This window comes from Kothea flammea, from assembly GCF_052161645.1.
Lineage (GTDB): Bacteria > Planctomycetota > Planctomycetia > Pirellulales > Pirellulaceae > Laterigemmans.
This window is the reverse complement of sequence record NZ_CP197414.1, coordinates 2075592-2101245: the sequence shown is the minus strand read 5'-3', so window position 1 is coordinate 2101245 and position 25654 is coordinate 2075592. Positions and strand designations below refer to the sequence as shown.

The 25654-nt window shown below is 53.3% G+C and carries 19 protein-coding genes; 16 read left to right on the top strand and 3 right to left on the bottom strand.

What is annotated here, in order from left to right; translation table 11 throughout:
* Positions 1 to 3 precede the first annotated feature (3 nt).
* The 16 genes from SH139x_RS07465 (at position 4) to SH139x_RS07390 (ending at position 20704) form a co-directional block, all read left to right on the top strand.
* Complete coding sequence (locus SH139x_RS07465) at positions 4 to 1284, top strand: lipopolysaccharide biosynthesis protein (RefSeq protein WP_488354648.1); 1281 nt, start codon at positions 4 to 6, stop codon at positions 1282 to 1284.
* 93 nt (positions 1285 to 1377) lie between these two features.
* A complete protein-coding gene (locus tag SH139x_RS07460) occupies positions 1378 to 2019 on the top strand; it encodes a class I SAM-dependent methyltransferase (protein ID WP_488354647.1) in 642 nt (213 codons plus the stop codon).
* 75 nt (positions 2020 to 2094) lie between these two features.
* Positions 2095 to 2985, top strand: a complete 891-nt coding sequence (locus tag SH139x_RS07455; protein ID WP_488354646.1) for a class I SAM-dependent methyltransferase — start codon at positions 2095 to 2097, stop codon at positions 2983 to 2985.
* A 59-nt stretch (positions 2986 to 3044) separates the two neighbouring features.
* Complete coding sequence (locus tag SH139x_RS07450; RefSeq protein ID WP_488354645.1) at positions 3045 to 4250, top strand: glycosyltransferase family 4 protein; 1206 nt, start codon at positions 3045 to 3047, stop codon at positions 4248 to 4250.
* Positions 4231 to 5748 (top strand): O-antigen polymerase, encoded by a 1518-nt coding sequence (locus SH139x_RS07445; protein ID WP_488354644.1) that lies wholly within the window; start codon positions 4231 to 4233, stop codon positions 5746 to 5748. The genes SH139x_RS07450 and SH139x_RS07445 overlap by 20 nt, the downstream gene beginning before the upstream one ends.
* Positions 5749 to 5752: 4 nt before the next feature.
* Entirely contained in the window at positions 5753 to 6442 is a 690-nt protein-coding gene (locus tag SH139x_RS07440) for a sulfotransferase family 2 domain-containing protein (protein ID WP_488354643.1), read from the top strand.
* 290 nt (positions 6443 to 6732) lie between these two features.
* The gene (locus tag SH139x_RS07435; RefSeq protein WP_488354642.1) at positions 6733 to 7755 is read left to right on the top strand and encodes a sulfotransferase domain-containing protein; all 1023 of its coding nucleotides are present in this window, start codon (positions 6733 to 6735) and stop codon (positions 7753 to 7755) included.
* Positions 7756 to 7807: 52 nt separating this feature from the next.
* Complete coding sequence (locus SH139x_RS07430; RefSeq protein ID WP_488354641.1) at positions 7808 to 8962, top strand: glycosyltransferase; 1155 nt, start codon at positions 7808 to 7810, stop codon at positions 8960 to 8962.
* Between the two features lie 59 nt (positions 8963 to 9021).
* Positions 9022 to 10236 (top strand): glycosyltransferase family 4 protein, encoded by a 1215-nt coding sequence (locus SH139x_RS07425; protein ID WP_488354640.1) that lies wholly within the window; start codon positions 9022 to 9024, stop codon positions 10234 to 10236.
* The gene (locus SH139x_RS07420) at positions 10233 to 11072 is read left to right on the top strand and encodes a sulfotransferase domain-containing protein (RefSeq protein ID WP_488354639.1); all 840 of its coding nucleotides are present in this window, start codon (positions 10233 to 10235) and stop codon (positions 11070 to 11072) included. Before SH139x_RS07425 ends, SH139x_RS07420 begins: the two co-directional genes overlap by 4 nt.
* Positions 11073 to 11117: 45 nt before the next feature.
* Positions 11118 to 12311, top strand: a complete 1194-nt coding sequence (locus tag SH139x_RS07415; protein ID WP_488354638.1) for a glycosyltransferase family 4 protein — start codon at positions 11118 to 11120, stop codon at positions 12309 to 12311.
* Between the two features lie 183 nt (positions 12312 to 12494).
* Entirely contained in the window at positions 12495 to 15068 is a 2574-nt protein-coding gene (locus SH139x_RS07410) for a polysaccharide biosynthesis tyrosine autokinase (protein WP_488354637.1), read from the top strand.
* A 52-nt stretch (positions 15069 to 15120) separates the two neighbouring features.
* Positions 15121 to 16881 carry an exosortase U gene (xrtU, locus tag SH139x_RS07405; protein WP_488354636.1) on the top strand — a complete coding sequence of 587 codons (1761 nt, stop codon included), beginning with the start codon at positions 15121 to 15123 and terminating at the stop codon, positions 16879 to 16881.
* A gap of 23 nt (positions 16882 to 16904) precedes the next feature.
* The gene (locus SH139x_RS07400) at positions 16905 to 18611 is read left to right on the top strand and encodes a tetratricopeptide repeat protein (protein ID WP_488354635.1); all 1707 of its coding nucleotides are present in this window, start codon (positions 16905 to 16907) and stop codon (positions 18609 to 18611) included.
* Positions 18612 to 18679: 68 nt separating this feature from the next.
* Positions 18680 to 19660 carry an SDR family oxidoreductase gene (locus tag SH139x_RS07395; RefSeq protein WP_488354634.1) on the top strand — a complete coding sequence of 327 codons (981 nt, stop codon included), beginning with the start codon at positions 18680 to 18682 and terminating at the stop codon, positions 19658 to 19660.
* A 99-nt stretch (positions 19661 to 19759) separates the two neighbouring features.
* Positions 19760 to 20704, top strand: coding sequence for a DUF1559 family PulG-like putative transporter (locus SH139x_RS07390; protein WP_488354633.1), 945 nt, complete (start codon positions 19760 to 19762; stop codon positions 20702 to 20704).
* A gap of 489 nt (positions 20705 to 21193) precedes the next feature.
* On the opposite strand, the gene SH139x_RS07385 is transcribed toward SH139x_RS07390, so the two are convergent.
* The 3 genes from SH139x_RS07385 to SH139x_RS07375 form a co-directional block, all read right to left on the bottom strand.
* Positions 21194 to 22915, bottom strand: a complete 1722-nt coding sequence (locus SH139x_RS07385) for a metallophosphoesterase (protein WP_488354632.1) — start codon at positions 22913 to 22915, stop codon at positions 21194 to 21196.
* Positions 22916 to 23726: 811 nt separating this feature from the next.
* Positions 23727 to 24521 (bottom strand): thymidylate synthase, encoded by a 795-nt coding sequence (locus tag SH139x_RS07380; RefSeq protein ID WP_488355979.1) that lies wholly within the window; start codon positions 24519 to 24521, stop codon positions 23727 to 23729.
* 46 nt (positions 24522 to 24567) lie between these two features.
* Positions 24568 to 25515, bottom strand: coding sequence for a YdcF family protein (locus SH139x_RS07375; RefSeq protein WP_488354631.1), 948 nt, complete (start codon positions 25513 to 25515; stop codon positions 24568 to 24570).
* Between the last annotated feature and the right edge of the window lie 139 nt (positions 25516 to 25654).

The window sequence follows — 25654 nt, the reverse complement described above, 5'->3', positions numbered from 1 at the left end:
ACATTGATAACCAAACGCACATTATTGCACAACGGCTTATGGATTTTGATCCTTAAGTTCATAAGACAAGCCACCTCCATCGGTGCGACGATGGTTCTGGTGCGAATGATGACAAAGGAATCGTTTGCAAATTACCAGTTTGTCGTTACGCTAATAATGCTAGGTAGCATCTCCGCTCTTCCAGGCATGCAGAATGTCGTTATTCAGAGCGTAGCCAGAGGATTTCCCGGCACCTATCTAGCTGCGTCACGGCTCAGTTGGCGGTGTAGCTTTCTGGGATTGCTCTGCCTCGCCGCACTTAGCGGGCTATTCGCCACCGTTGAGAATTGGGAACTATCCGCTGCACTCTGTATCGCTGCACTTCTCTTTCCTGCCTCTAACGGCATCATTAATTGGCAATCGTTCCAGGCCGGCCGGGAAAAGTTTCGGCTCACCGCTAAGCAACAGGGCACTACACTTATCATTGCTAATGGGCTGATCATCACCCTAAGTGTCAGTGGGTTTTCACAACCATGGTGTCTGATCGCGGTGTATTTTGGAACAATGGCTATTCAGAACATATTGATGACCGCCTCCTTGCGGGCGTCTATTGATGCTAACTCTGTTCCCGAGCCAAACGCGATACCTTACGGATTAAGAACGAGCCTATATTCGGTGGCCAACACGATTGGAAACTATCTTGATCGTGTTTTGTTGTTCTTCTTAATTGCTCCGGAAGCGCTCGCAATATATGCAATTGCGGATCGATTCCCGGAACTTATTAAAAAGAATGTTCAATCACTTACGCACGCTATCATTCCAGGCTTATCTCGCAAACAGCAATATACACCTGCGTTGAACAGCAAATTCAACCGAGCGGGGCTAACGATCGCCGGCTGCATTTTAATTTTCGCATTTGCCGTTGTTCCTTGGTTGTTACCGCTGGCTTATACGAATGAGTTTACTGAGGCGGTAGTTTATTGTCAGATTCTACTTCTTTCAATTTGCGTTGGTATTTTTTCGACACTCAAGTTTTCATACATCCAAGCAAAAATGGATGAACGTGGGTTTCGAAATATTACCCTGGCAATGTCAGGTTCTCGAATCGCCTTTTCACTCATCATGGTTCCATTCTGGGGTGCCATGGGCGCTGCACTCGCTACCGTTGCTTACCGACTTGTGACGCTTGGGTTGGTGGAGTACCACCTCCGACGGTTCCACAGTGTCTTGGATGATCACTTCTCGCGTTCTCAGGCACCTAAGCCACCCGTCGAACTGGCAACACAACTGCCCCCAAAAAACTAATACCCTAACTCAACCACCTTTTCCGGAATCACAAAGAGCATGAGTAGTTTCGCTAGCCGCCTGCTTCCAAAGCGTTTACGAAAGTTCGCATCCGTGTCGCGAATACTCAAACACAGCTACGAACGCGACCAACGCATGAAACAGTTGTATCCGATTGAGTTGCAGACGAAGCATCTGGCAAATTTGCGAGTAGTCCCTTCGCGGGTCGAACTACTGGAGGCGATGCCTAAAGGGCTAGTCTGCGCGGAAGTTGGTGTTGCCCAGGGTGAGTTCTCACGTCAAATCCTTGACATTATGCAACCAACTCATCTGCATCTTATTGATTTATGGCATCCCGATTCGCGCCGATATGCGGAATCTATGCAACCGGCTCTTGATCGCACGCGCCCGGAGATCGATGCAGGTATCGTGGAAGTTCTGCGAGGTTATTCCTGGGAACAGCTGGCCAGCCTCGAGGAACAGTCGCTTGACTGGGTGTACATCGACGCGGCACATGACTATGAAAGTGTGACCAAAGACTTAGCCAGCGCGTTGCCAAAAATGCGGCAAGATGGCTTCATCTGTGGCCACGACTACACCCGCTGGTCCAGCAAAGGAATTCATCGCTGGGGAGTCGTGGAAGCAGTCAACGAATTTTGCTTAAAACACAACTGGGAAATTCGCTTCCTCACTCATGAAGCTCACAGACATATTAGTTACGCATTGACTCGAATCCCCAATTCCGCATCCGAGTAGGCGACCTACCAACCGGGAAAGCCAACCTAGCCCCAGTCGCGGCACTCATTCAATAACATCACGTTTGCAAACAACATGATTGATTTCAGTATCCTGCGCTCGCCGATTTCGCGATCGGAACTAACGCAAAAGCAGCCGGGTGAGTTCTTTGATCTCTCCAATAATTTGGTCGCCGAATTTCACGAAGACGAGCATCGCATTGAATGGATACAGCACAACAACTATCCCAAGCTAGACAACGTTTTGCTGCGCGAGATTCAAAAGTATGACAAATGGGCAGATGAACAAGTGCTTAACTTGGCAGCTCGCGAGGGGACAAGCGAATTCAATATCGACAAAGAAGATATCTATCGAAAAAACCCCAATTTCCGCCAACTCGACATCAACCTCTCTCAGCTCGTTGAGCAGAATAGCGTACTCGACATTGGTGGCTCGTGTATCGATAGCTGGCGATTTCTTCTGGCGGGTGCGAAAAATGTACATCAAGTTGAAGTCTCATGTGGTTCACAGCGGCTAGGAATGGCTCGGCTAAAAAGTAAACTGCCAGAGCGAGACTCCCAACTCGAAAATTTTCTGTTCCATACTTCGCCTGCTGAGTACTTACCCTTTTCAGATGGCAGTTTTGACTTGGTTTTCTCCCGATCTTCCCTGCACCACACCGATCGCAGTTTATCGATCGATGAAATTTGCAGGGTGCTGAAAAAAGGCGGGTATCTGTTGTTGTTCGAACCGCTACAGACGCCATTGAATAATTTCATCATGCATGCTGCTCGCAAATTACGAAGAGTCGACCGTGGCACGGATAATCCACTAACCAGCCAAGACCTCAACCAGTTGAAAAACAAATTCGCTGAGGTTCGCGTAGCACCCCAGCGAGTGATAGATTACGACGCCAAGAAAACAGCCGCCTGGCTGCTTCGTCGCCGCAGCAAACCGGCGATACCAGTAATTCTCGCCAGGAAATAAAGTGTTATGACAAGTTAGTCGCAGCGAAAAAATGCATCCGTTTTTACAATTACGATCGATTGTCCGGGAGTGTAAGAATTAAAATCGCGTTTGTTGCCTATCTGGGGAAGCGGTCTGCAAATGGCGGTTTGTGCAGCTTGTTTGAATTGGCATCGCGGGTCAAAGGTTCCGAATCTCGAGTTTATACCCAGCGGGCGGACGACTGCTGGGCTGGATGGCGCAAGCATGGTATCGATGTCGAAATTATCAACGCTGGACTTGGAAGAGCAGCAAGCACTGGTTCTTTCTTACAAACATTTAGCTTTGCTAAAAAATTAAATTCAGCCTGGAGCAAGGATCGACCGGACGTCGTCGTCTGCAACGATATCCGGGCGGTTTTTTGCGCGGCACCAGTTGCTCGCATGCTGCGAATCCCAATTGCCTTTTTCGTGCGAGACATCTTTCCACCTCAAAGAAAATACGGGCTAAAGTGGCGGCTCGCGGCAACTTCGGTCGATCTGCTGCTATGTCTGTCCAAAGAAATGGCATCGGAACTTCGCCAACGCCTGAAGCCGTTTAGCCGAAAACCACCAGCGCTTGAAATTCTGTATAGCGTGGTCAATTTTGAACGGATGTACGTTGGCGAATCGACAGCAGAAAACACATACCGACGGCAAGATTTACGGATCCAGCACGGAATTCCAGCGAATCAATTTGTGATCCTTTATGCTGCAGGGGTCTGTGATAAAAAGAACCAGCTGGACCTGCTCGCCAAGTTAAACGACCTCCGCAACCAGCTTCCCTGCGGCCACATCTACTTCGTGGGTGATTTTAACCCCGGGAGTGACTCCTACAGTCGCGCCTGCCAAGCAATGGTGCAACAACAGGGCTTAGCTGATTTCGTTACCTTTACTGGTTACACGAACCAAATTGAAGACTGGTACGCTCTCGCCGATTGCACGCTGCTGGCGTCGCGTCGCGAGGGGCTAGCGCGTTGCATGATCGAGTCGCTTGCTTCTGGGGTCCCCGTTGTCTCGTTTGACGTAACTTCAGCGAGAGAGATTTTAGAGAAGCAGCAATGTGGCCTTGTGGCAAAACAAGGGGAGTACTCAGAACTCTTTGAACAGCTTGCAAAACTCCATGCCAATCCAGAGCTAAGGGAGCGTTTAGGCCATCAAGGCGGAGTGATTGCGAAAAAACTATTCGCGCCAAACCAGGCGACCGCGAGATTTTCGAAACTCTTAAGTCAACTGACTGAAGCCAAGGATGTCAATGAACGGCGCTAATCATAAAATCACTAAAAGGCGGGCGATTGCTAGTCGCGAAGCAGCCGCTGGCAACTTGTCAGGGTCTCCTTTTGTCACGGTCAGTAAACAACTGTCTTTTCTTACTTTGTTGCTGGTAATTCTATACCTTTTGCTACTGTACTATTTTTGCTTTACATCCAGCGCTTCCGCACCGCACCCTGTCCCACGAATGCTTGCGGTTACCGCGCTGGTCTTAGCATCCACCAGCCCGATGTGGTTCCGGTATCGCGACATCGGGGTTTTCCATCCCCTGTACGTGTCGTCCGCATATATATTACTCAAAAGCACAATCCCCAATGCGCGTTCGTGGGCGGACGGGCTAGATTACCATGGCGCCGTCCCAGGGATGTCGCCAAGTTCAGTTGCTATGCTCCAAGTCCAAGTGATGTTGCTCAATGCGCTGTCATGGATTTGCACGATTGTTGGTTATCACTTTGCAAAGGGAATGAGTTGGAAGGCGATTCGATTTTACGACCGCAAGCGGCCGTTAGTTTTTGGAGCGATCCTAGCCGTAGTGATCGGCTTCGGGTCGATGTACATGCTAATCGAGCTCTCGGGTGGATTTCCGGAGCACCTCAAGAATATCACTCGGGGACACTCATCGAGAGTTTATGTGGGCGACGCTGAATGGGCATCTATCTATGCCGTATTGTCTCAATTGACGATCGTGGCGCCAGCTATTTGGATCTTGAAAGGGAAAAATCCGTTTCGCAATCCGCTGCTTTGGCTGCTCGTTATTGGCACGGTAGGTAGCGGCTACCTGGTAAATGGTCGTCGCTCGGCATTGCTGATGCGGGTGATTGTGTTGACCGCATGTTGGATCTTACGTCAGCGCAAGCTTGCTCTAGGTCGCCTTGCGCTGATCGGTTTTGCGTTGTTTGCGATGGTGGGGATCGCTGGTGAATTCCGTCGATCAAACTGGAAGAAGGGGCAAGATGTTAGCTTCGAAGCGTTGACTGAAATGACCATCGAAGACTCAGTTTCAAAGTCGCTGGAAGAAATAGAGGCCAGGAGGGATTCCGGTGCGATTTATCCAATTGTGGCTCGAGTTCCCGCCGACACTCCGTATCTGTTGGGGCAAAACTATCTTAACTATATCAACCGATTCATTCCTCGATTTATCTGGAAAGATAAACCTCGCGGTATTGGCATGGATTGTGCCCGAATCTTCTATGGTCGCATCGATAGTGGCGGCATTCCGCCAGGCAGCCTGGGGGAAGCCTACTGGAGCGGCGGTGTCATCGGAATTGTCATCGTCTTTTTAATTTGGGGAGCCATGCTGAGGTCTTTTGGAAACTTCTTTGTCCGCCACCGCCACAGCGCAATCGCTTGCCTGGTCTATCTGGCAACTGTTACCACGCTGGGCCCCAGCGAACCACAGTTCCGCGCTTGGCTCTACTTAATAACGCCAACCGTCATCGTGCTGACTGCGGCAGGCCTAATTAAGTTTGGTAAGCCCAGTCGAAGGGCGGTCTAGAGGCATGATTTGCCACGAAAGAAAGATCATCTTCATTCACATACCCAAATGCGCCGGAACAAGTATTGAATCGGCACTCGGCCATAGTCACGGAGGACAACTGCGGGGCAGCCAAGATCACCGCAGCCTGCGAATGCTAATCCAACCCATACCTTGGCGCAAAGCACTAACCTCGAAAGAGAACCGCCAGGAACTGTTGCGAAGGCTGAAATACAGTCGCAAACAGCACCAAAATTCTCGCAATCAGTTGCAACTGAGCGCAGCGCAGTACGCAGACTATTTCAAGTTTACTTTTGTGCGCAACCCTTGGGCCCGGGCCTACTCTTGGTACAAGAACGTAGTCCGTGATTCCGTACAACAAGCCAACCTGGGAGTTCCCGCAAACATCCCCTTCGCCGATTTTCTATATCGCTTTGCCGGACGCGGCATGTTGAAACCGCAACTTTATTGGTTGCGCGATTTTGATAACCGGTTGCCGCTTGACTTCATCGGTCGCTTTGAATTGCTTCAGCAAGACTTCAATAAAGCATGTGATCGTTTGTCCATTGATCACATCGAACTGCCGCACCAGATTAAGGGTGACGGGCAGAACGAGTACCAACAAGCGTACGACAAGAACCTCATTCGTTTTGTCGGTGAGGTATTTGCCGAAGAAATTACTGAGTTCGGCTACTCATTTAGCACATCCGCGTAGCACCCTAACATGTAGTGATTAAATGTGCGCGTGCCGACCTGGAGGTGAGCTATCTGCCGGGGATTACCGGTGGATTTCGTGATATTGCCCCAAGCGACGGCGCCCCAGCAAACGCTTGCCAGAGCAGTCCCCCCGATAAATGGGTGGTCATAATCGCTGGCGGAGAAATTGAGAAAGATGAAATTTCTGGGTACGGCGCGTGCGAAACTCCGCCAAGTGATCTAAACTGGTCGGCTCAACGCAGGGAAATGTCTCCAGCAGCAATCGTAGGCCCATAGGTGTCCTCGCGAATGAAATACTTGTTTGTCATCGGGGCGCCTAAGTGCGGAACAAGTAGCTTTTTTGGGCACTTGACCGCTCACCCTCGGCTAGTCGGCACGAAGCCCAAAGAAACCTACGCACTACTCTCGGACCATCATCCGTTAGCCGCCGACAAGGCATACGCGAACCTGGAAAAGCTATTGGCTTCCTGTGAGGAATTGGCCAATCAAGGACCGGGTCAGCAAGGGCTTCGAGAAAGAGATGGTGGGTTACTATCAGAGACGATTTTTGTCGAGGCAACTACGCATAATTTTTACTCACCCGAAGCCACTCGAGCGGTCGGCAGCCTGGGGGCTGAAGCGCGGGCAGTTGTCATGCTGAGGCGCCCCAGCCGCAGAATATTATCTTCATTTCGCTATACAAAACAAAACCTGGCGAGAATTCCCCGCGGTTTCACTTTTGCGGAATATGTTGATTGTTTACTCCGCCGCGACTCGGCGACGATCAAGCAAGCGATCGGGCATCCTGCCAGCAGCGCCATCTTGGCTAACGAGTTGGTCTTGAGTGACTATCTGCAGCATCTCGAGCGATGGTATGACCAAGTTGGCCGCGATCAACTAAAAGTGATCATTTCCGAAGAGTATTTTGCCAATCCCAAGCGGCACATTCGCGGTCTGTTGGATTGGCTGGGAGTTGAACGGCAACCGGAGATGGATGCTGGACTTCCAGAGCTTAAGAATCCCACCCGCCGAGTTGGTTTACCGGCGGTCCAACGGATCGCCCGCGCCGTCAACAAGCATGCACCGGCTGGCCGCATTAGCGAATCGATCAAAGCCTTCTACTTTCGCTTTCAAGACTACTGCGCAACTCCCGATGAGGAAGATTACTCAGCTTCGCTTGCACGGCTGGATGATTATTTTGCCTCACAAGTGCAGACGTTGGAATGCTACTTAGAAAAATCCCTTGAGTGCTGGGGCGTGGAACGTCGGCAGGTCGAGGTTGACACGGAATCATCCAAGTCCCTTCCATTGCTGGCCGGAGGAGCTGAATAGCGGCGTGTTGGAGGAAAGTTCACCGCAGCCAACGTCTCCGAAATCATTGTTATTGATAACAACCCATTTGGGCGGCGGAGGCGCAGAACGACACTTGGTGCGAATCGCCAACGTGCTCGCTCGCTCATTCCAGCTGCGGATTGCCGTCTTGCGCAGCGGTGGTTCTTACCGTGAATTTTTGACAACTGACATTCCGGTTGACACGATTGGTGCGAAGTGGAGCCAACGTTCGACATTACTCAGCAGTCAACTCAGCATCGGTAAACTTGCACGTCTTATCGACAACCACAAAATCGATTGCTGCGTCTCTTTTTTGGAACCGGCCAGTTACGCGACAGGAAAAGCGATTGCTAGAAGCGGTCGCCAACCGGCCCATTTGGTCTCCATTCAAAATAACTTGTCACATGCCCTGACTAGCTATCAACGTGGTGCGAGGCGTTTTTTTCTGTCTGGCATTCGCGAAGCGATTCGCGGGGCCGACGGAATCATCGCCATCTCACAGGGTGTGGGGAGCGGGGTAGCGGCGGAGATACCTGACTGTGCGAACAAAGTACGCGTAATCCACAATGCGGCGACAGACCGCAAGCAGCCAATCGGCAGAGGGGCGATCGTGGCCGCAGATCGCGGTCGCTTTAAGGCCCCGCGGAAACTGGTGGTGGCCTGTGGACGATTGACGGAGCAGAAAGGATACGGCGATTTGTTGGCCGCCGTTGCATTGGCAAAACAGCACGTCGATCTTGGGCTGTGGATTTTGGGCGAAGGTCCATTACGCACTGTGTTGCAGGAACAAGTGATAGAACTGGGGCTCAGTGATCGCGTAATTTTCCAAGGTTTTGTGCCAGACCCACGGGTCTACTTCGCCGCCGCTGATGCCTTCGTCTTATCTTCTTGGTGGGAAGGATTTGGCAACGTAATTGTGGAGGCGATGAGTGTCGCCCTGCCGGTGATCGTCACCGACTGTCCTTATGGCCCCGGCGAAATTGTTACTACGAACGAGACCGGCGTGGTGGTACCACCACGAGATCCGCAGCGGCTAGCGGAGGCAATCATCACGCTGCTAAACGACGACAGCCTGAGGAATACGCTGGGCAATGCGGGGCAGGGCAGGGCCATGGATTTTTCCGCTGACGACATTGGCGCACAGTACCAACAGTTGATTACGGCAACCATTTCCAACGAGCCAGCAAAAGCTCGCAGTCTGCCATGAATTCGCCAGCGAGTTGTTACGATCCAAAATCACGCTGCGGCACTCCTAAGGGAAATCACATGCTCACCGGAGTTGACGCCATTCCAGCAACTCGGCCTCGCCGTCTTGGCTTGATGATTCTGTTTGGGCAGTCCTACACGGGCGGGCCTCGCGTCGTTAAGAACCTCGTTGCGATGCTCGATCGCAATTACTATGAACCGTTCGTGATCACGAATAAAGAAAGTGAGCTGACGGCCGACTTGCGCGAGCTGGATTGCCGTTTCACCATTCTACCCATCGCGCGTGAACTCGAAGCTTCGGGAGGTCGATCGATCAGGGGTCTTCGCAGTCAACTACCCAACATGGTTCGCTCGTTAAGTACCAATCGCGAGGTCTCACGAATTCTTGAACGCGAACAGATTGAACTGCTGTGGACTCGCAATATTAAGGCGGTACTGCTGGCAGGTTTTGCGGCGCGGCGAGCCAAGCTTCCCTTGATCTGGGATATTGGGATGGAGAAAACGTCGCGTGGGTTAGTGCGACATTTGCACAACTTGGGATTCAAGCTCGCCACCCGCGTCGTGACGGAAGGGCGTTCGGTGGCCGGGACGATCTTCACTGAGCAACAATTAACCAAATACAAAGAGAAGTTAACCGTCATTCGTTCGGGAATTCCGTTGGATCGTTTGCGAGAAATAGAGCGCGAAGCCGATTGCTTGGATACTTCACCTCGGGAAGACGGTTTGCGGATCATTAACTTGGCCAGCGTCTGCGATCGTAAGAACCAGCATTTCATCCTCACCGCGCTAGCACCACTGCTGGCGGCAAACAAAGACTTGCGGCTCGATTTTGTTGGTCCGATTGTGGAAGCGGAATACGCCGCTAAGTTGCAACATCAGATTGAACGTGCTCGGTTGCAGTCACAGGTCCAACTCAGTGGCTGGTGTGCCGACGCACCGCAGCAGTTGGTGCGATCGGATCTATTTGTGTTGGGTTCACGCATTGAAGGGGTGCCATACTCTATTTTAGAAGCGATGCACGCGGGCGTGCCGGTGGTCAGCACCCCTTGTGGCGGCGTCCCAGATGTAATTGAAGATCAGCAGACAGGCTTACTTTGTTCGGCTACCGATCCCGCCAGCATGCGAGCTGCCGTCACTCGCCTGGTCACCGATAGTACGCTCCGAGATCGCTTGAGCAGCAATGCTCAAGCGTTCGTAAAAGAGCATTACAGCGTCGAGCAATGGTCGACGAATTACACGAAACTGTTTCACGAACTGTTGCAGCTGCAGCGATGACCCCAGTCGACTTTTTGGCCGTCGGCCCGCAGCGCACCGCCACCTCGTGGTTATATGAAGTACTGTCGCACCATCCCCAAATTTGCTTTCCAGCTGGTGTCAAAGAAACGATGTTCTTTGATCTCCGCTACCAGCGCGGCTGGGGTTACTATGATTCGCACTTTCAGCATGTGCGTGCCGGGCAGATCATCGGCGAAATTGCCCCCAGTTATTTCCATAGTGAAACGGCCGCAGAGCGCATTTCCACTAGCCTGCCAGCTTGCAAAATTTTGATCAATGTGCGGAATCCGATCACACGCAGTCACTCGCTATTTCGCCATCACCTCTCCAAAGGACGGGTACGCAATAACTTTAGCTCCGCGCTGGTGAAGATGCCTGAGATAGTCGAATCGGGCAAATACTCCAAATTTGCAAAACGGTGGGAGGAAAAATTCGGCACGGACAACGTTTGTTATCTGGTACAAGAGGATATCCAAAACCAGCCAAGCGACGTATTGGCGACCGTCTGCCGGTTCCTCGGCCTGCCAAATATGCCTCTTCCCGAGGTGGCCAACAAAAATGTGAATTCCGCCAGCGCGCCTCGCAATTGGCTGCTAGCCAAAGTACTCTCCACTGCTGCAACGGGACTCCGCGGGATGCGATTGCATCGACTGGCAGAACTGGGAAAATCTTGGGGTCTGGTGCGAATGTACCAGGGCGGTGGTCACATCGATCCGCTAACTCCCAGGCATGCCGCTGAGCTAGAGACGATATATGATGAGGATATTCGCTGGCTAGAACGTCGCCTCGGACGAAATTTTGATGACTGGCGAGTCTCCGGTAGCGACGCCCCATAGGTGGGCCTTACAGAGCGGGGCGTGTCAGTTTCACGGGAACATGCGATGCGGGTTTTAATAATCTGTGACTTACTCAGCACCTTTGTGCGGTTGCGCAGCTACTTGGCGGCCGACATTTGCCGCGAGGGCCACGAGGTGATCGTGATTTATGGTCAACGAGACGAAGTCGATGACGAGCGTTTTGAAACGTTATGCAAGCTGGGAATTGAGTTTCGTTTGGTTGAAATGGAACGCACGACTGTCAGTCCATTGGCTGACTGGAAGTATCGGGGCCGGCTGGTGACGTTGTTTCGGGAACTGCGCCCAGACATGCTGCTGGCCTATCAAGCAAAAGCGGCCGTGTGGGCTTCGATTGCCGCCCGCCAAGTGGGAGGTATCCGGGTGCATGTGTTATTCCCAGGGCTTGGCTATTTGTTTTCGTCCGGATGGGGCATCAAGCGAGAATTGATTCAGCGGATCGCGCGAGTGCTCTACCGCTTTGCTTTTCGCAACATCGACGTGGCCTTTTTTCAGAACCGGGAAGACCGTCGGACCTTGGAGAAGTACCGGATTTTAAACGAAAAAACCCGTTGTCACGTCGTCAACGGCTCTGGCGTGCCCCTCGATTATTTCCAGTACTCTCCACCTCCCGTCGAGCCAATCTGTTTCTTGATGGCCACTCGGTTACTCGCCGAGAAGGGAGTGCGAGAGTTCGTAGAGGCTGCCCGCCGCATCCAAGCAGACCACCCCGGTCGTGGGGAGTTCGTGATCGCCGGTGGAATTGATGTAAACCCCTCAGCAATCGGTCGCGCCGAGATTGCGAGCTGGGAAAAAGAAGGAATTATTAAGTTTATCGGACATCAGGCCGATGTACGTCCTTTTTTGAATAAATGCTCCGTCTTTGTGTTACCATCATTCTACATGGAGGGCACTCCCCGCTCGATTTTGGAGGCGATGGCAATCGGTAGACTGATCATCACCACGAACAATCGGGGATGCAAAGAGACGGTTGAAGAGGGAGTCAACGGTTTCTTGGTTGAGAAACGCGACACGGCTGACTTAACCAGAGCCATGCGGGAAGTTTTGGAAAACCCGCAGTTAATATGTCGGATGGGAAAAGCCAGTCGAGCGATTGCAGAGAGGAAGTACGATGTACAAATTGTCTCTGCACAAATGATCGACGCGATGGGCCTGGTTGCCCCCCGCGAGGATAGGGTCGCCGCAACTGTCGCGACCGGGCAAAGCCCCGGGGCAATTTAACGATTACATTGAATTTCCCAGGTTTTACCGTGTTTTACGGCCTATTTTTTTGGCAAAATGCTGTTCCGATTTAGGCTCGCCGTGTAACCTGTTTGGAAGTTAGCAGCGGAGGTTACCTTCCAGTGGGCTGTCGCATTTCGAGTGATCAATCGCGAGTACTCTTACGAGTCATTAGGCTAGTCGATGCAAATTTCTGAAGATTCAGCACAGACATCCCAGCAGATCAACGATGCCGAATATGGCTACGAAGGCCAACCGTCTGAGGGCGAGTCGGGAGTCGACTTTGCCGCCGCCCTGTATCGCTACATCTGGGCGTTCTTGACACCAGCCTTGATCGGCTTCATCGTCGGTCTGGTGTTGTGGACTCAAATGCCGCAGATTTGGGAATCTAAATCGCGGATGTTGGTTGAATCGGATCAACCACTTATGATGGATACGGTCACTGGCGAGGTGCTAACCGGGGTTCCGACCCCCGACGTCATCCAAGCCCAGTTGTATTCGGACACGGTGCTTGGCGAAGCGTTGAAGCACTCCGCAGTTAACCAATCGACGGTGCTCGAAGTGTTAGACCAGGAGTATGGCGGCAACCTACTAGCCTTCATTGCTGAGGGCGTTGAGTTCGAGAGTTCCAGTGAGGGTGGCTCGAAAGCTAGCAGCCTCGTTTTTGACATCTCCGCTCGTCACAGCAGCGAAGAATTAACGCGTGCGACCGTGATCGCTCTCAGAGATTCACTCCGTTCCTACTACGAGGAGAAACGCGAGAGTTCGCTTGCTGGTTTGAAGACCTTCATCAATGACGCGATTAACACGCATCGCATAACACTCACCGAATTGCAGGAGGGGTATCGCGAATGGCGTCGCAGTGACGGTGCCGAACTGGAGTTTGATGAAAACGGAATCGCCATCAATCCCTACCGTTCGGAAATTGCCCGCCTGTCACAGCAACGCACAGCGCTGAGCAGCGAATTACGGGCTGCCGAGACCGAAGCGAGGATTGTCAAAGAAACTATTCAAAACTCTGGCGATCCGCGGACCGCGATCGATATCGTTGGACAGTTGCTCAACAAACAACTCATGACTCCTACCGATCGTCGCCGCATGCTGGGCTTGGGGCAAGATGATTACGATCTAAAGTTGCTTGGATTCGAAGAGCAACTAGTGCCGCTGTACGTCGAGCGTGAACAGATGGCAGCCACCTATGATGAGAACCATCCCAGCGTAAAGGCACTCGACCAGCGAATCGCCAGTTCGGAAAAAGAGTTCAAACGACTAAGCAAGGATCTGACAGATCGCCTCAAGACACTCTCCGATAACACGGAGCAGGAAAACAAGGAGCTTCAAGTAGCGGCTGAGTCGGTTGTCAAAACCATGATCGCTAAAGAGGCCATGCTGCGAGCGCAGTTACAGCATTTAGATCAAGAAATCGAAGGCCTTAGAAGTAAAGCGATTGCGTTGGCTTCCGCAGAGGAAGAAAACGCTTCGCGACGCAAGCAGATTCAACGAGCGGAAGAATTGTCGCTTCAACTGAAAGACCAAATTGGTCGGATTTCGTTAAATACAAAAGATAGCGGAATCGAACTAAGTGAGCTGCGAGCTCCCAACAAGCCGATGTTTGTTGGCCCCAGCTTGCTGGTGTTGCTATTTGGCGGAACAGGGGTTGGTCTGTTGATCGGTGCCGGCCTAGCTTATCTGCTCGAGAGCCAAGCAGGCACGTTCCGCAGTGCCGACGAAATCACGACTGCCTTGAACCTGCCGATCATCGGCCACTTGCCTTTCGATCCCGGTCGGCGACGACGTTTGAAAAAGGGAGAGGACGACCCCTATTTCAATCTCGACGACAAACTGTCCGTTTTGCACCGCCCCAGCAGCGTGGCAGCAGAAGCGGTGAGAGCGTGCCGAACCACAATCATGTTTGATGCCGCCTCGAGTCGCTCGAAGCTAATTCAGGTCACCAGCCCGCTGCCATCCGATGGGAAGACTACGACGGCCGGGAACTTAGCCGTATCGATCGCTCAGACGGGCAAGCGCGTGCTGTTGGTCGATGCTGACTTGCGGCGTCCGCAGATGTCGGACAACTTCGATCTTGGTTCCCACCTTGGTTTCACCAACATTCTCAACGGAGACTGCGAAATTAGCGAAGGCATCGCCGAGACCAAAGTTCAGAATTTACATGTCATGCCCAGCGGTCCGATCCCCGCGAATCCAGCCGAGGCGTTAACACTGCCGGAGACAGGCGAGTTGTTTCAGTGGTTGCGTGAAAACTACGATTACGTGATCGTCGATACGCCGCCGCTGTTAGTGGTCACCGACGCGAGCATCATCGCCAATCAGATGGACGGTGTAGTGCTGACCATGAAAATTCGGCGAAAATCCAAATCCAGCGCTAAGGAAGCTGTTAGCATCTTGAGAGCGATTCAAGCCAAGGTGATTGGAATCGTCGTCAATGCTTCTGATGAAACATCTGGAAGCGACGGTTACCGTGGCTATGGTTCGTATCGCTACAGCCGATATGCGACCAAATATGGTGGCGATTCCAAGTATGCTTCCGCCTCGACAAAACGGGCTGGCAAAACTGGGATGACCGTCTACGGTCGCAACAAAACGTTGTCCAATGGAATGAATGGTAACGCGGCGGGCTCCAATTCGGTGGCACCAGCGAAACGCAATGGTGCGACCAAACTGCATCTTGATGACGACTCATCGAGTGCCATTGGGTTGTTGCCGCCGCAACGTGATACGGATTCTCACGAAGAATAAACGTTAGAGTTAAGCTCACAGTAATGAGTCCGTATTACCATCGAATTGCAACATGTCTGCGATAACAGAGTCCGAGGGGCACGCCGCAGTGCGCCCTCAGGCAGGCTCAATTGGCGCCTCAATTTTTGCTGAACCGGAGAAGTTCTGGCGCCTTTTTTGGGGACTGGCTCTCGTCAGCTGCTTGCCCTTCGTCATCCCCTACGCGAGGACGTTGTGGCGGCAAGAGCTGTATCAGTATTTCCCCTTTGTGTGGTTGGCGGTAGGCTATCTATTTTGGCTGCGATGGGACCGCGTGTTCCGCGGCCCGTCAAAGACACTGGCCTGGGCGTCCTTGGCCTTCGGGAGTGGTTTTCTGGCGCTCGGTGCCGGCATGCATTCCACTTGGTTCGGTAACCTAGGATTCGTTCTCATAACGACTTCTTTGTTAATGAGCCAGCGATCGCTTCGTGCCGGCAGTCTGGGGTATCTGGCGTTGCCGCTGATCATGCTGATTCGTATACCTCAGCTACATGCCCAATCCTTGGTCTCGCGACTGCAGAAAGTCACCTCTCAACTCGGTTCTTTGCTGTTGGACATTGTGGGAGTGCCCAACTTCCTGCAAGGTAACGTGTTGAATCTGCCCACTAAAGAGCTATTTGTCGCCGAAGCTTGTAGCGGGATTCAATCGGCGTTCACCATGTGTTTTCTCGCGCTGTTGATCATTGTATGGAGGCGCCGTGCTTTTCTGTTGGTGCCGCTGTACGTGGTGGCCGCGTTGGTGCTGGCGATCGTGGCGAACACCTTTCGCATCTCGATCATTGCACTTGCCGAAGCTTGGTATCAGTACGATTTGACAACCGGCGTTGCCCACGATTTGATTGGCTACATTTCCTTAGCATTGGGCGCTGGGATTTTGCTCTCCTTTGACGTACTAGTCGGCCTCTTCGCGCATCCGGTGTTTGTCCCGGTGAACGAAAATGGTGCCAATCCATTTGGAGCCACCTGGAATTGGGTATTCGGTTTTAACGCCACCACTTATCGTGACAGCGGCTACGGCTGGCAGATGGAAGAGGAGGAACAAGCTGACTATGTCGACGAAGAAGAAACGCCGCTAGCCGACGACCGAGGAAAGGAAATCGCTGCTCCATGGCGCCCCATGATTTTTGCGGGAATCAGTTGTGTCGCAGCATTGGTCATGTTGGGCGGATTATTGGTCGGGCGAAGTGACAGTCGTCCTATTATCGCCCAAGACGAATTGCTGTTCGATCCTCCCTCAGATTTGCTCAAAGACCGGGTCGGCATCTTGTCGATCGGGGATCATACAATCGTTCGTAATGGCTCAGAACCGCGTCTGGGAACACACGCGGATCTCTGGAGCTGTGGCACAAACACCGAAGTGGTAATGAGCCAACCCTATGTGGGCTGGCACGAATTATGTGTTTGCTACGAAGCCAAGGATTGGTTGCTGGAAGATCGTTACAACCTCAATGTCAAAGTTGGTAAGCCGATTGCCGTGGGTGAGTTCTCGCAAGGCGAATCGTTGTACGGCTACCTATTATTTACTGCGATCGACAGCGACGGAACGGTACCCAACCCTCCCTCGTATACACTTTTTGGCCGTCTTTTGGCTCCCTTTGGACCTTTGGTGACTGACGACTTTGCGGAAACCAGCGGTTCGGCACAGACGGTCATGCTGCAACTTTGGACAATCTCCAGAACACCGCTGGAGCCTGCTGAGGTGGGAGAACTGGCGGCCGCCGTCAGCGAAATCCGCGAGAAAGCGCGGCAGCAGATCTTGCAACAACAACAAGCTTTGGCATCCAGCGGAACCTAGTCGAGCGGGACAACAGTCAGACCATGCAATACTTGAATCCATTAAGCTGGGCACGCTGGGCTTTTCAGTTTTTCTTCGCCTGGCTCAGCAGTATCCAGTGGCGCGGAGCGCTGATGGCATTGCCGGCGACGATCGTACTGCTGATGATGGTTGCCGGCTCGGCGATCGTGGCAAGTCAGTCAAACGATTGGCGGGATAGCTTGGTCGACCGTCGTTTGCGGAAAGCGGCCAAGCAAGAAAATTATGAGGTTGCCGAACTGCTGCTGCGTCGTCGCATTAAAGCTGCTCCTGAAGACCCCAAACTAAAGCTCCAGTTAGCGCGGGTGCGCGACCAACGCGGCGACACCGAACGGGCAACAGATTTGTTCAGAAGCTTGGCGTTTGAACAAAAAAATGCGGAAGCCGCCACATGGCTGCTGAGGAATCGCTTTGAGTTAGATCAGCGACAAGATTGGTCGGCTGAGCAAAATCAGGAGTTTGGGCAACTGACAGAAATCGCTTTGGCGAGCGACCCTAACGATGCTGTTAGCAACACGCTGCGAGCAGACTATCTGCTGAGAAAAGGCGACATCAGAGGGGCGATTCCTCACATCGAGAAGTTGGTTTCGCGGCAACCAACGCGAGGACTGGACTTGGCCCAGCTCTACCAAGCGGTCGGCGATGACACGAGTGCCATGACGACGGCCCAGCGGACGGAAAAAGTACTCAAGGACTTGGTTGCGGCAAATCCTGCTGAGGTTTCACTGCGCGCCGCCCATGCCAAAGCTTTGGTATTTCTCAAGCAATATCCAGACGCCTACCGGACGTTGGCAGCTGGCTTTGAAAAGTCACAAGACAATCGCTTGAGGCCACTAATCGCTCAGACGTTAGTGATGTACTCCGACTCGCTGCGGGCCAACTCGACAGATGCCAAAACCTTACAGAATTGCCTTAAGCTAATCGGCAAAGCATCTGAGTATGCTCCGGCCGATCCGCTGGTCATGCGGGCTATCTCGGACACCATCATTGCGACCCTGAATCAAGATGATGCCCAAACTACCGCCCTCCGTAATGCGTTGCTTGAAGGCGCTGCCCCCGGCATCGTGCACTTCATCAAGGGCACCGTGGCGATGTTGGAGGAAGACACTGAATTAGCCAAAAGAGAGCTTGAACTAGCTTACCGTCAAATGCCTCAGTCGGCCGCTATTTTGAATAACTTGGCAGTCGCCAAAACCAATCTTGCTAAAGAATCCAATGATGCTGCAGCACTCGCCGATGCATTGAAGCTGGTGAATCAGGCGATCGAAAGCACCGCAGGAAAGCCGCAGGCCAGTAAGCAGTTAGCCTATTTTATCGAGACCCGGGCGCAGGTTTATTTGGCTCAACAGAATTACGTCGATGCGATCTCCGACTTTGAAAAAATTCTCACCGTGGAACCGCTGAAGCTGTCCGTGCACCGCGGACTAGCCGATGCTTACCGAGCGCTCAAACAGCCCGACGTGGCCGAGTTACATGCGCGAGCGGCTGAAAACATCGTTTCCCAGCGAGCGAAACAAGCGGCGGACAAGCGTGATGCAATGGAAGTTTACGGCGAATCACTCCGCAACGAGTCTTCTGGCACTGAGTCTGCTACGAGTGATGCGCCGGTCGAAACCTTACAACTCGACCCAGCGGCAACCACCGATCCGCCAGCGTCCGCAGAACCGGGAGGCGGTACCGATTCGTCGGACCAGTCCGATTCTGTACGCTAGAGTGGAGCGACCCCCGGTCCCTTGCGTGGCGTTCCGGCGAACCATCCTCTCAGTTAGTACGGAAGATTATGGACGTGATTCGACAGCAACTTGCCGGAGCGACTTGCCTAGTTACCGGAGGCGCCGGCTTCATTGGCTCGCATCTTACTACCAAACTTGTCCAGTTAGGCTGCTCGGTCCGCGTGCTGGACAACCTCAGCACGGGCTATCTGCAGAACCTGGAGCACTGTCGCGAGCAGATCGAGTGGATTGAGGGGGACGTGGCCGACGCGGACACGGTCAACCGTTGTATCGATGGTGTCGATTATCTGTTTCACCATGCGGCCATGGCATCGGTACCGCGAAGCATGCGTGAGCCGGCGCTCTGCCACTCTTGGTGCACCACTTCGACGGTCCACCTGCTGACCGCCGCCGCTAAAGCCAACGTGCGGCGCGTGATGTTAGCTTCTACCAGCGCGGCTTATGGCGATTCGCCCTTCGTAGCAAAGCGGGAGTCGGATCCTCCCGCACCGCTCAGCCCCTACGCGGCAGCAAAATTGGCCAGCGAGATGTATTGCGGCGCCTTCCATCGCGGCATGGGATTGGAAACAGTCTGCTTGCGATACTTCAACGTGTTTGGCCCACGTCAGGACCCACAGAGCGAGTACAGCGCGGTGATTCCACGCTTTGTGGCGCTGATTTTGGCCGGCCAACGACCAATTATCTATGGAGACGGTTGTCAGTCCCGAGATTTTGTTTATGTGGGAGATGTTGTTAGTGCCAATCTATTGGCCGCCGTACAACCTGCCGCGGCGGGAGGGACATTTAACGTCGGTCGCGGTGAGAGTACCACGCTGTTGACGCTGCTAACACTGTTGCGTGAGATCCTCGAACAAGACATCGAGCCAATCCACGAGCCGGCTCGCGAAGGTGACGTGCGTGATTCCCTTGCCGACATCACGCGCATCCGCTCCGCGTTAGGTTTCGAACCGCAGGTCAGCATACGTCAAGGACTCGAGCAGAGTATCGAGTACTATCGTTCGCTGGTGCCGGTCACTTCCCAAAGCTAGTTCCCGCAAGGGAACAACTAGAGTCTGCGCAGCTCACTGGCGGAATTTTCGCCGCCTTGAAATTCGAGCAGAGTCCAACTGGCAAGTTACAATATGGGCATGAACTCTGCCCACTGCCGACGCGGCTTTACTCTGATCGAATTGCTGGTCGTGATTGCCATCATTGGCATTCTGATCGGTTTGCTTTTACCCGCCGTGGCCAGCGTGCGCGAGTCGGCCCGTCGCATGTCTTGTCTGAACAAGCTGCGACAAGTGGGGCTCGCGCTCCATCTCTTCCACGATGCCAATCGCAGCTTCCCAGCTTCGGGCTGGACCGAGCCGGGGCCCGTTAATTTATCGGGCAAGTTTGTTGGTTGGCGGCCCTTAGCTTTGCCGTTTCTTGAGCAAGAAAATCTGCATCGTCTCTATAACTTTGAACAGAATTGGTGGGAAGGGACCAACGCCGTCGCCGCTTCGGTACCCATCCCCGTTTTTCGCTGCCCCAGTTCGCCATCGCGGGCCGATGTATTGAGCGCCATTGCCAAACCACCACGTCCCGCGGTGAGCTTTGCAAATCCGATCGCTCCGACAGATTATGAGGCGATCATGGGGGTGCAGCCGCGTTCCATCAACCTGCATCTTGATAATGATTTCTACCATTCCGGAAATCGGTTTTCGGTGATGAGTCGCAATTCGCGAATTCGCTTAACTGATATTCGTGACGGCTCGACGAACACTCTCATGGTCGTGGAGTGTGCGGGGCGACCGGAAGTGTACCGAGCCGGGGTTGCGCGGCTCGACCTTGCAAATGACCAAGGTATTGGCTGGGCCGATAGCGAGGGCCCGTTTAGCCTCGACGGCGCATCGGCGAATGGCAACCACGAAGGGTGCGGCCCGGCTGGGGGCTGTGTGAAAGCCATCAATGCGCGTAACGACAACGAGCCTTACAGCTTTCATCCCGGCGGAATGAACGCCTTGGGAGCGGCCGGTCAAGTGCGTTTCGTGGCCGACACCATCGATCTCAAAGCGTTCGCCGCGCAGTGCACTCACAGCGCTGGCGACTAGCTTGCCATTTCTGGGCATAACCTAGCGCACTCTGTCATCCCTCGGCGCTCGGCAACTTCTAGCCCACCACCCACCACTGGACGCTGGACGCTGGACGCTGGACGCTGGACGTTGGACGTTGGACGTTGGACAAGAGCAGCGGACAGGGTTTACCCCACCGTTCTTGAAGCCTGAGGGGGCCGCCACCGTTTGATCCTCATGAGGCGTCAAGTTTTACGTTGCACAAAAATAGCCGCTTACAGATTACTTGTGACCGAGATGGGGTCGGCAGTGCGTGGATCAATGTTTTGAGCTTCGGCGAGCAACCGCAGGAGCGACTTGCAGGCGGCGGTAAACTATCACGCGCATTTTGCATCCGCAGCCCAGTGCCAACAGGACCGCCAGGCTCTAAATACCGACTGAACGTAACAGGTTACTTGTTTGTGCAGTGCTGTAGATCCTGCTAGAGACTGGAAATCACCCGAGTTTCCACAGGTTCTGACGGACAATCTAATCTTCGGCAGGTGCTACCGCTGAATTTTTGGTCACCGCAACGGAATCGAACAGACGACCCTCTAAATCGAAAGCTTTCAGTTCGAGTGTTTCGCCGTTAATCGCGACGAGGCAATAATGGTGCCCGCGCTTTACGTTATTCTGGAAAAAGGGCCGGAATGGACCGGCGGTTTCCAGCCCACCGCCCCCACCACCGGTAATCATATAGATGGTACCGCGCCGCGCTGCCTCCTCGTTCTTTACTGGCCAAGTTCTTTCGTAACTGTGAATATGCCCGTTCCAGACAATGTCGACCTCATAACGATCATAAAGCTCTGAGAGTTGCCGAACGCGCAAGTCACCACGCGTCGATTTGTTACTCTTCCATAAGTCGCCATAGTCATTTTCGTCTGAAGAATAGGGGGGATGGTGATGGCAGACAAATTTCCAATTTGCATTGGAGGCTGCCAGCTTTTCTTCCAACCACTTGTACTGTTCCGAGCCAGGATCCACGTTACGATTCGAGTCGATCATGAAAAACTCAGCATTGCCGTATTGGAAATGGTAGTAGAATTCGGGGTTGGGAAGTGCTACGTAGTCAAAGTAGTTTTTCGCATTCTGTTCGTGATTGCCAAGCACGGGGTAAAAAGGCACGCGTTCAATGAGCGGCTTCATGCCGGGAAAGAAGTGTTGTGTCCAGTGTTCCGGATTCTTGCCGGTCGAAACCAGGTCGCCGGCGTGTAGGCAAAAATTAGGTCGCTGAGCCCAGGCCATCGTAGCCAGTTGTAAAGAAACTGTGGGATTGCCTTGCGTATCGCTGATCACAGCAAAGGCGAAAGGCGTACTCCGCTTGACAGCTGTTGAAAAGGTTAACACTTCGCTTTCCACGACCGAACCATCTTCACAAATCGTCTCGACGCTGTAGAAGTATTGAGTTTCGGGCGACAATCCGGTCAGCGTTACTTCGTGCAAGTCACGGACACCATCCAACATTGTTTGCTCTCGGCAGTCGGATGTTTCTCCCCAATTGACCTTTGTCGAGCCAGCGCGCGAGGTCTGCCACATGACGGTCATGCTGGTCTGAGTGCCGTATTGCAAGTATGGATGGACAATAAAACCTTCCCCGACATTGGCCAGTTTCGCCTCTTGTTGGGCAAGCATCTGTTGGTGCTCAAATTCGTGTTCGACCCACGCCGATTTGGCCGCCACATCGTAAACGGAGACTTCGGCGATGCGTCCTTCAAGCCGGTAGTCTTCATTGCTGTCACGATAGCCGCCGACGACGTAAGGCGCGGCCGACGGGTAGAGGATATCGCCTGATTGTTCTTTGCTCGTCGCTTCAAGTTTTCCGTTGACGTACAGTTCCATCAACTGGCCATCGTAGACAGCGGCGACGTGGTATAAACGACCCGGCTTCCACTCAGTGGTGCCCTTGAGATAAGTCATGTCCCCGTCACCGTCGTCCGCGCCGTTGGTGGAGAGGGCGAAAGTGAAGACCTTCTCGTCATAGCCAACCGACCAGCCCCGCTCGGTTTCACTGTCGTCTTCCATGACACCAATTAGCCCGCCCCACTTTTCGGGCGAGTCGATCGCCGCCCAGACGCTGACGGTCAATGCTCGCTTGGGAAGGTATTGGGCGACAGTTTGATAGTCTTTCGCAACCACCGCGGTCTGCCCACGACGGAATCGTACCGATTGACCGATCGCTTCCGTCTCCAACCGTAGAGGGGAGGAAAACATCAACACTGGGCCAATCCGCGCTCGCAGAGTTTGATCTGCCAGTGAATCGGCGGTAAATTTCCATTTTGAAAGGGGATCGGGCCCATCGTGAGCCGAGCAGCACCGACTGGAGAAGCAAACAAGCAGTAGGCAACAGATAGGCGTAGGCCGCAACAAAGGCTGAATCGCGTGGAGCAAAGATTGGAACGAATGATGCATCTAAGGAGACTTTCTGTGGTTGCGGAAACGGTTAGCTCGGTCGACTAATAGCGTACCGAAGCTGAAGATTTTCGATGCGGTATGTCTGCTTAAGTAAACGCTAGAATTATGAAAATTTGAAGCGGCCTGCAAAAAAGTTCAGCGAAGAAATGCTTGCATCTCTGGCCACGGCACCCGCCACACCCCAAGCTTGCATCGGTCGGGTGATTACCGCATCCGGAGACCTGGAACGGTTACCTATCTGCGCCGAGCCGACTTAGCCTTCGGTTGGACGCCGCTGCGGTGGCGAAGGAGGAATTGGTTTTACTTGAGCAGTAGCTCAACGTGGAGTCCTGACACCTTGGGATATCGCACAGGATCGAACGCTACCTCGCAGTCGACATTTCGACCAATGCGAAATCATCCAAGTCCCTTTCTCGCTACGTTGCAGGTGGGCGTGGATTGGTGCGGAGAAGATATCGTTGGCTCGTGAAATATCACACGACTTTGCTCGTCCGATCGTGTACTGCTCTTTTTACCAAACTGATCCTGGTGCCGGTGCCGCCGCGAAAGTAGCAATGCTTGCTCATGCTTTCGCGGGCAGGAAAGACAACCCTACTAATTACCCAGTTGCTTAAACCGCGACCTGGGCTCGAATGGGGCCGTAAGGATCATAGCCGACTAGCTCAAAATCCTCATACTCGAATTCACGCACGTCCCCGCGCGGCACTTTGATCTCCAGCTTGGGCAACGGCCTGGGCTGACGGCTCAATTGCAACTTGGCCTGCTCAAAATGATTATGATACAAATGCACGTCGCCAAATACATGGATGAACTCTCCCGGCTCCAGCCCAGTAGCCTTTGCCATCATCATCGTTAACAAAGCATAGGAAGCGATGTTAAAAGGGACCCCCAAAAAGTAATCAGCACTGCGCTGATACATCTGGCAACTCAAACGTCCCTCAGCAACGTAAAATTGAAATAGCAAGTGACAAGGAGGCAGCGCCATCTGATCGAGTTGCCCCACATTCCAAGCCGACACAATCAACCGCCGCGAATTGGGATTCTCTCGCAGTTGACTTTGCACCTGATCTATTTGATCAATCACTTCTCCGTCGGCAGTAGGCCAAGAACGCCATTGGCAACCGTAGACCGGCCCCAACTCGCCATCCGCATCGGCCCACTCGTCCCAAATCGTCACTCCCTGTTGCTGCAGCCAACGCACGTTCGTTTCACCGCGCAGAAACCATAGCAGTTCGTAAATGATCGAACGCAGATGCACGCGCTTGGTAGTCAACAGCGGAAACCCCTGGCTCAAGTCAAACCGCAACTGCTGACCAAATAAAGACCGCGTGCCCGTACCGGTACGGTCCGGACGGTCGGTCCCCTCTGCCAAGATCCGTCGCATCAAACCTAAATATGTTTCCATCGCTCGTTTGTCACTCTCACGCTTAATTGTCAATTGCAGGTGAATTCTACCGCCCCAGGGCGGCAGCCAACCATTCTTTCCAACACAACCCCAGATCTTCTAACGCCCCCGGCCCGGGAATGATCGAACGGGCAAACCCCAAAGATTGATCACTCTGACGATAAGCAGCCGGAATTGGCACCAAATCCAAACCTTGCTGCTCTGCCAACCGCAGCGCGCGGGGAATATGAAAAGCACTGGTTACCACCCCTATCCGCAGCTCTCGACCGGAAACATCTCCCGACACTTGTCGGGCCCACTCGCTCAACCCCCGCATCTCCTCCGTCGTATTCTTCCCCTCGATACGCAAAATCACATCCGCCGGCACCCCCACAGACTCCAGTAAATCGCCAGTCAATTCGGCGGGACCAAGCTGCCCCGGCATGCTCGACGTGCCAGTCACAATAATCTGCTCCACTTGCCCGGCAAACCAGAGTTGCAATACAGGACGAAGCCGATCACCGTCTCGGTTTAGCGTCGCCCCACCGTCCAGCCCCTCTCCGATCGCACCACCCAACAACACGACCGCGTCGAGCGGCAATTCCCGGCGCCATGCATCCCCCGGCGGGTGCTCCGTCAACTGCACCGCCCAACGAGCAACCCACGTGTTTCCGGCTACCGTCAACAACAACCAACATAGCGGCCACAGCCACCAACCACGCGCCGCCTCTTTACCCCACGCAAACCGCCTCACCACCGCCACGCTGGCCAACACCGTCAAGCCCAACCAGCCCAACCCCATCGGCACGGCCAGATTCGTCAGCACACGCTCCGTGTTCTGCCAACCGAACTGAAAAAAATTGATCACCGGCAGAGTGCTCAACAAACAACCCGCCAAGAACACCCCAACCAACAGCACCCGGAATTCACTCCAGCGGCCAAGCGGCGTCTGCCTAGCCACACAATCTGGACCTTCCACCCCGGCCTGAATGGCTGTCTGTTGCTCAACGGTCATGGCGATTTTAGAACTCGAGGAAAAAGAGACGGCAAGCGGACTGGAATTGTAGCCGCCCCCAGGAACCCGCTCAGGCGAATCAACGGCTTTTTGCTATTGGCACAGCGAATTCCCTGTTATGCTAGAATTCCTATTCTTT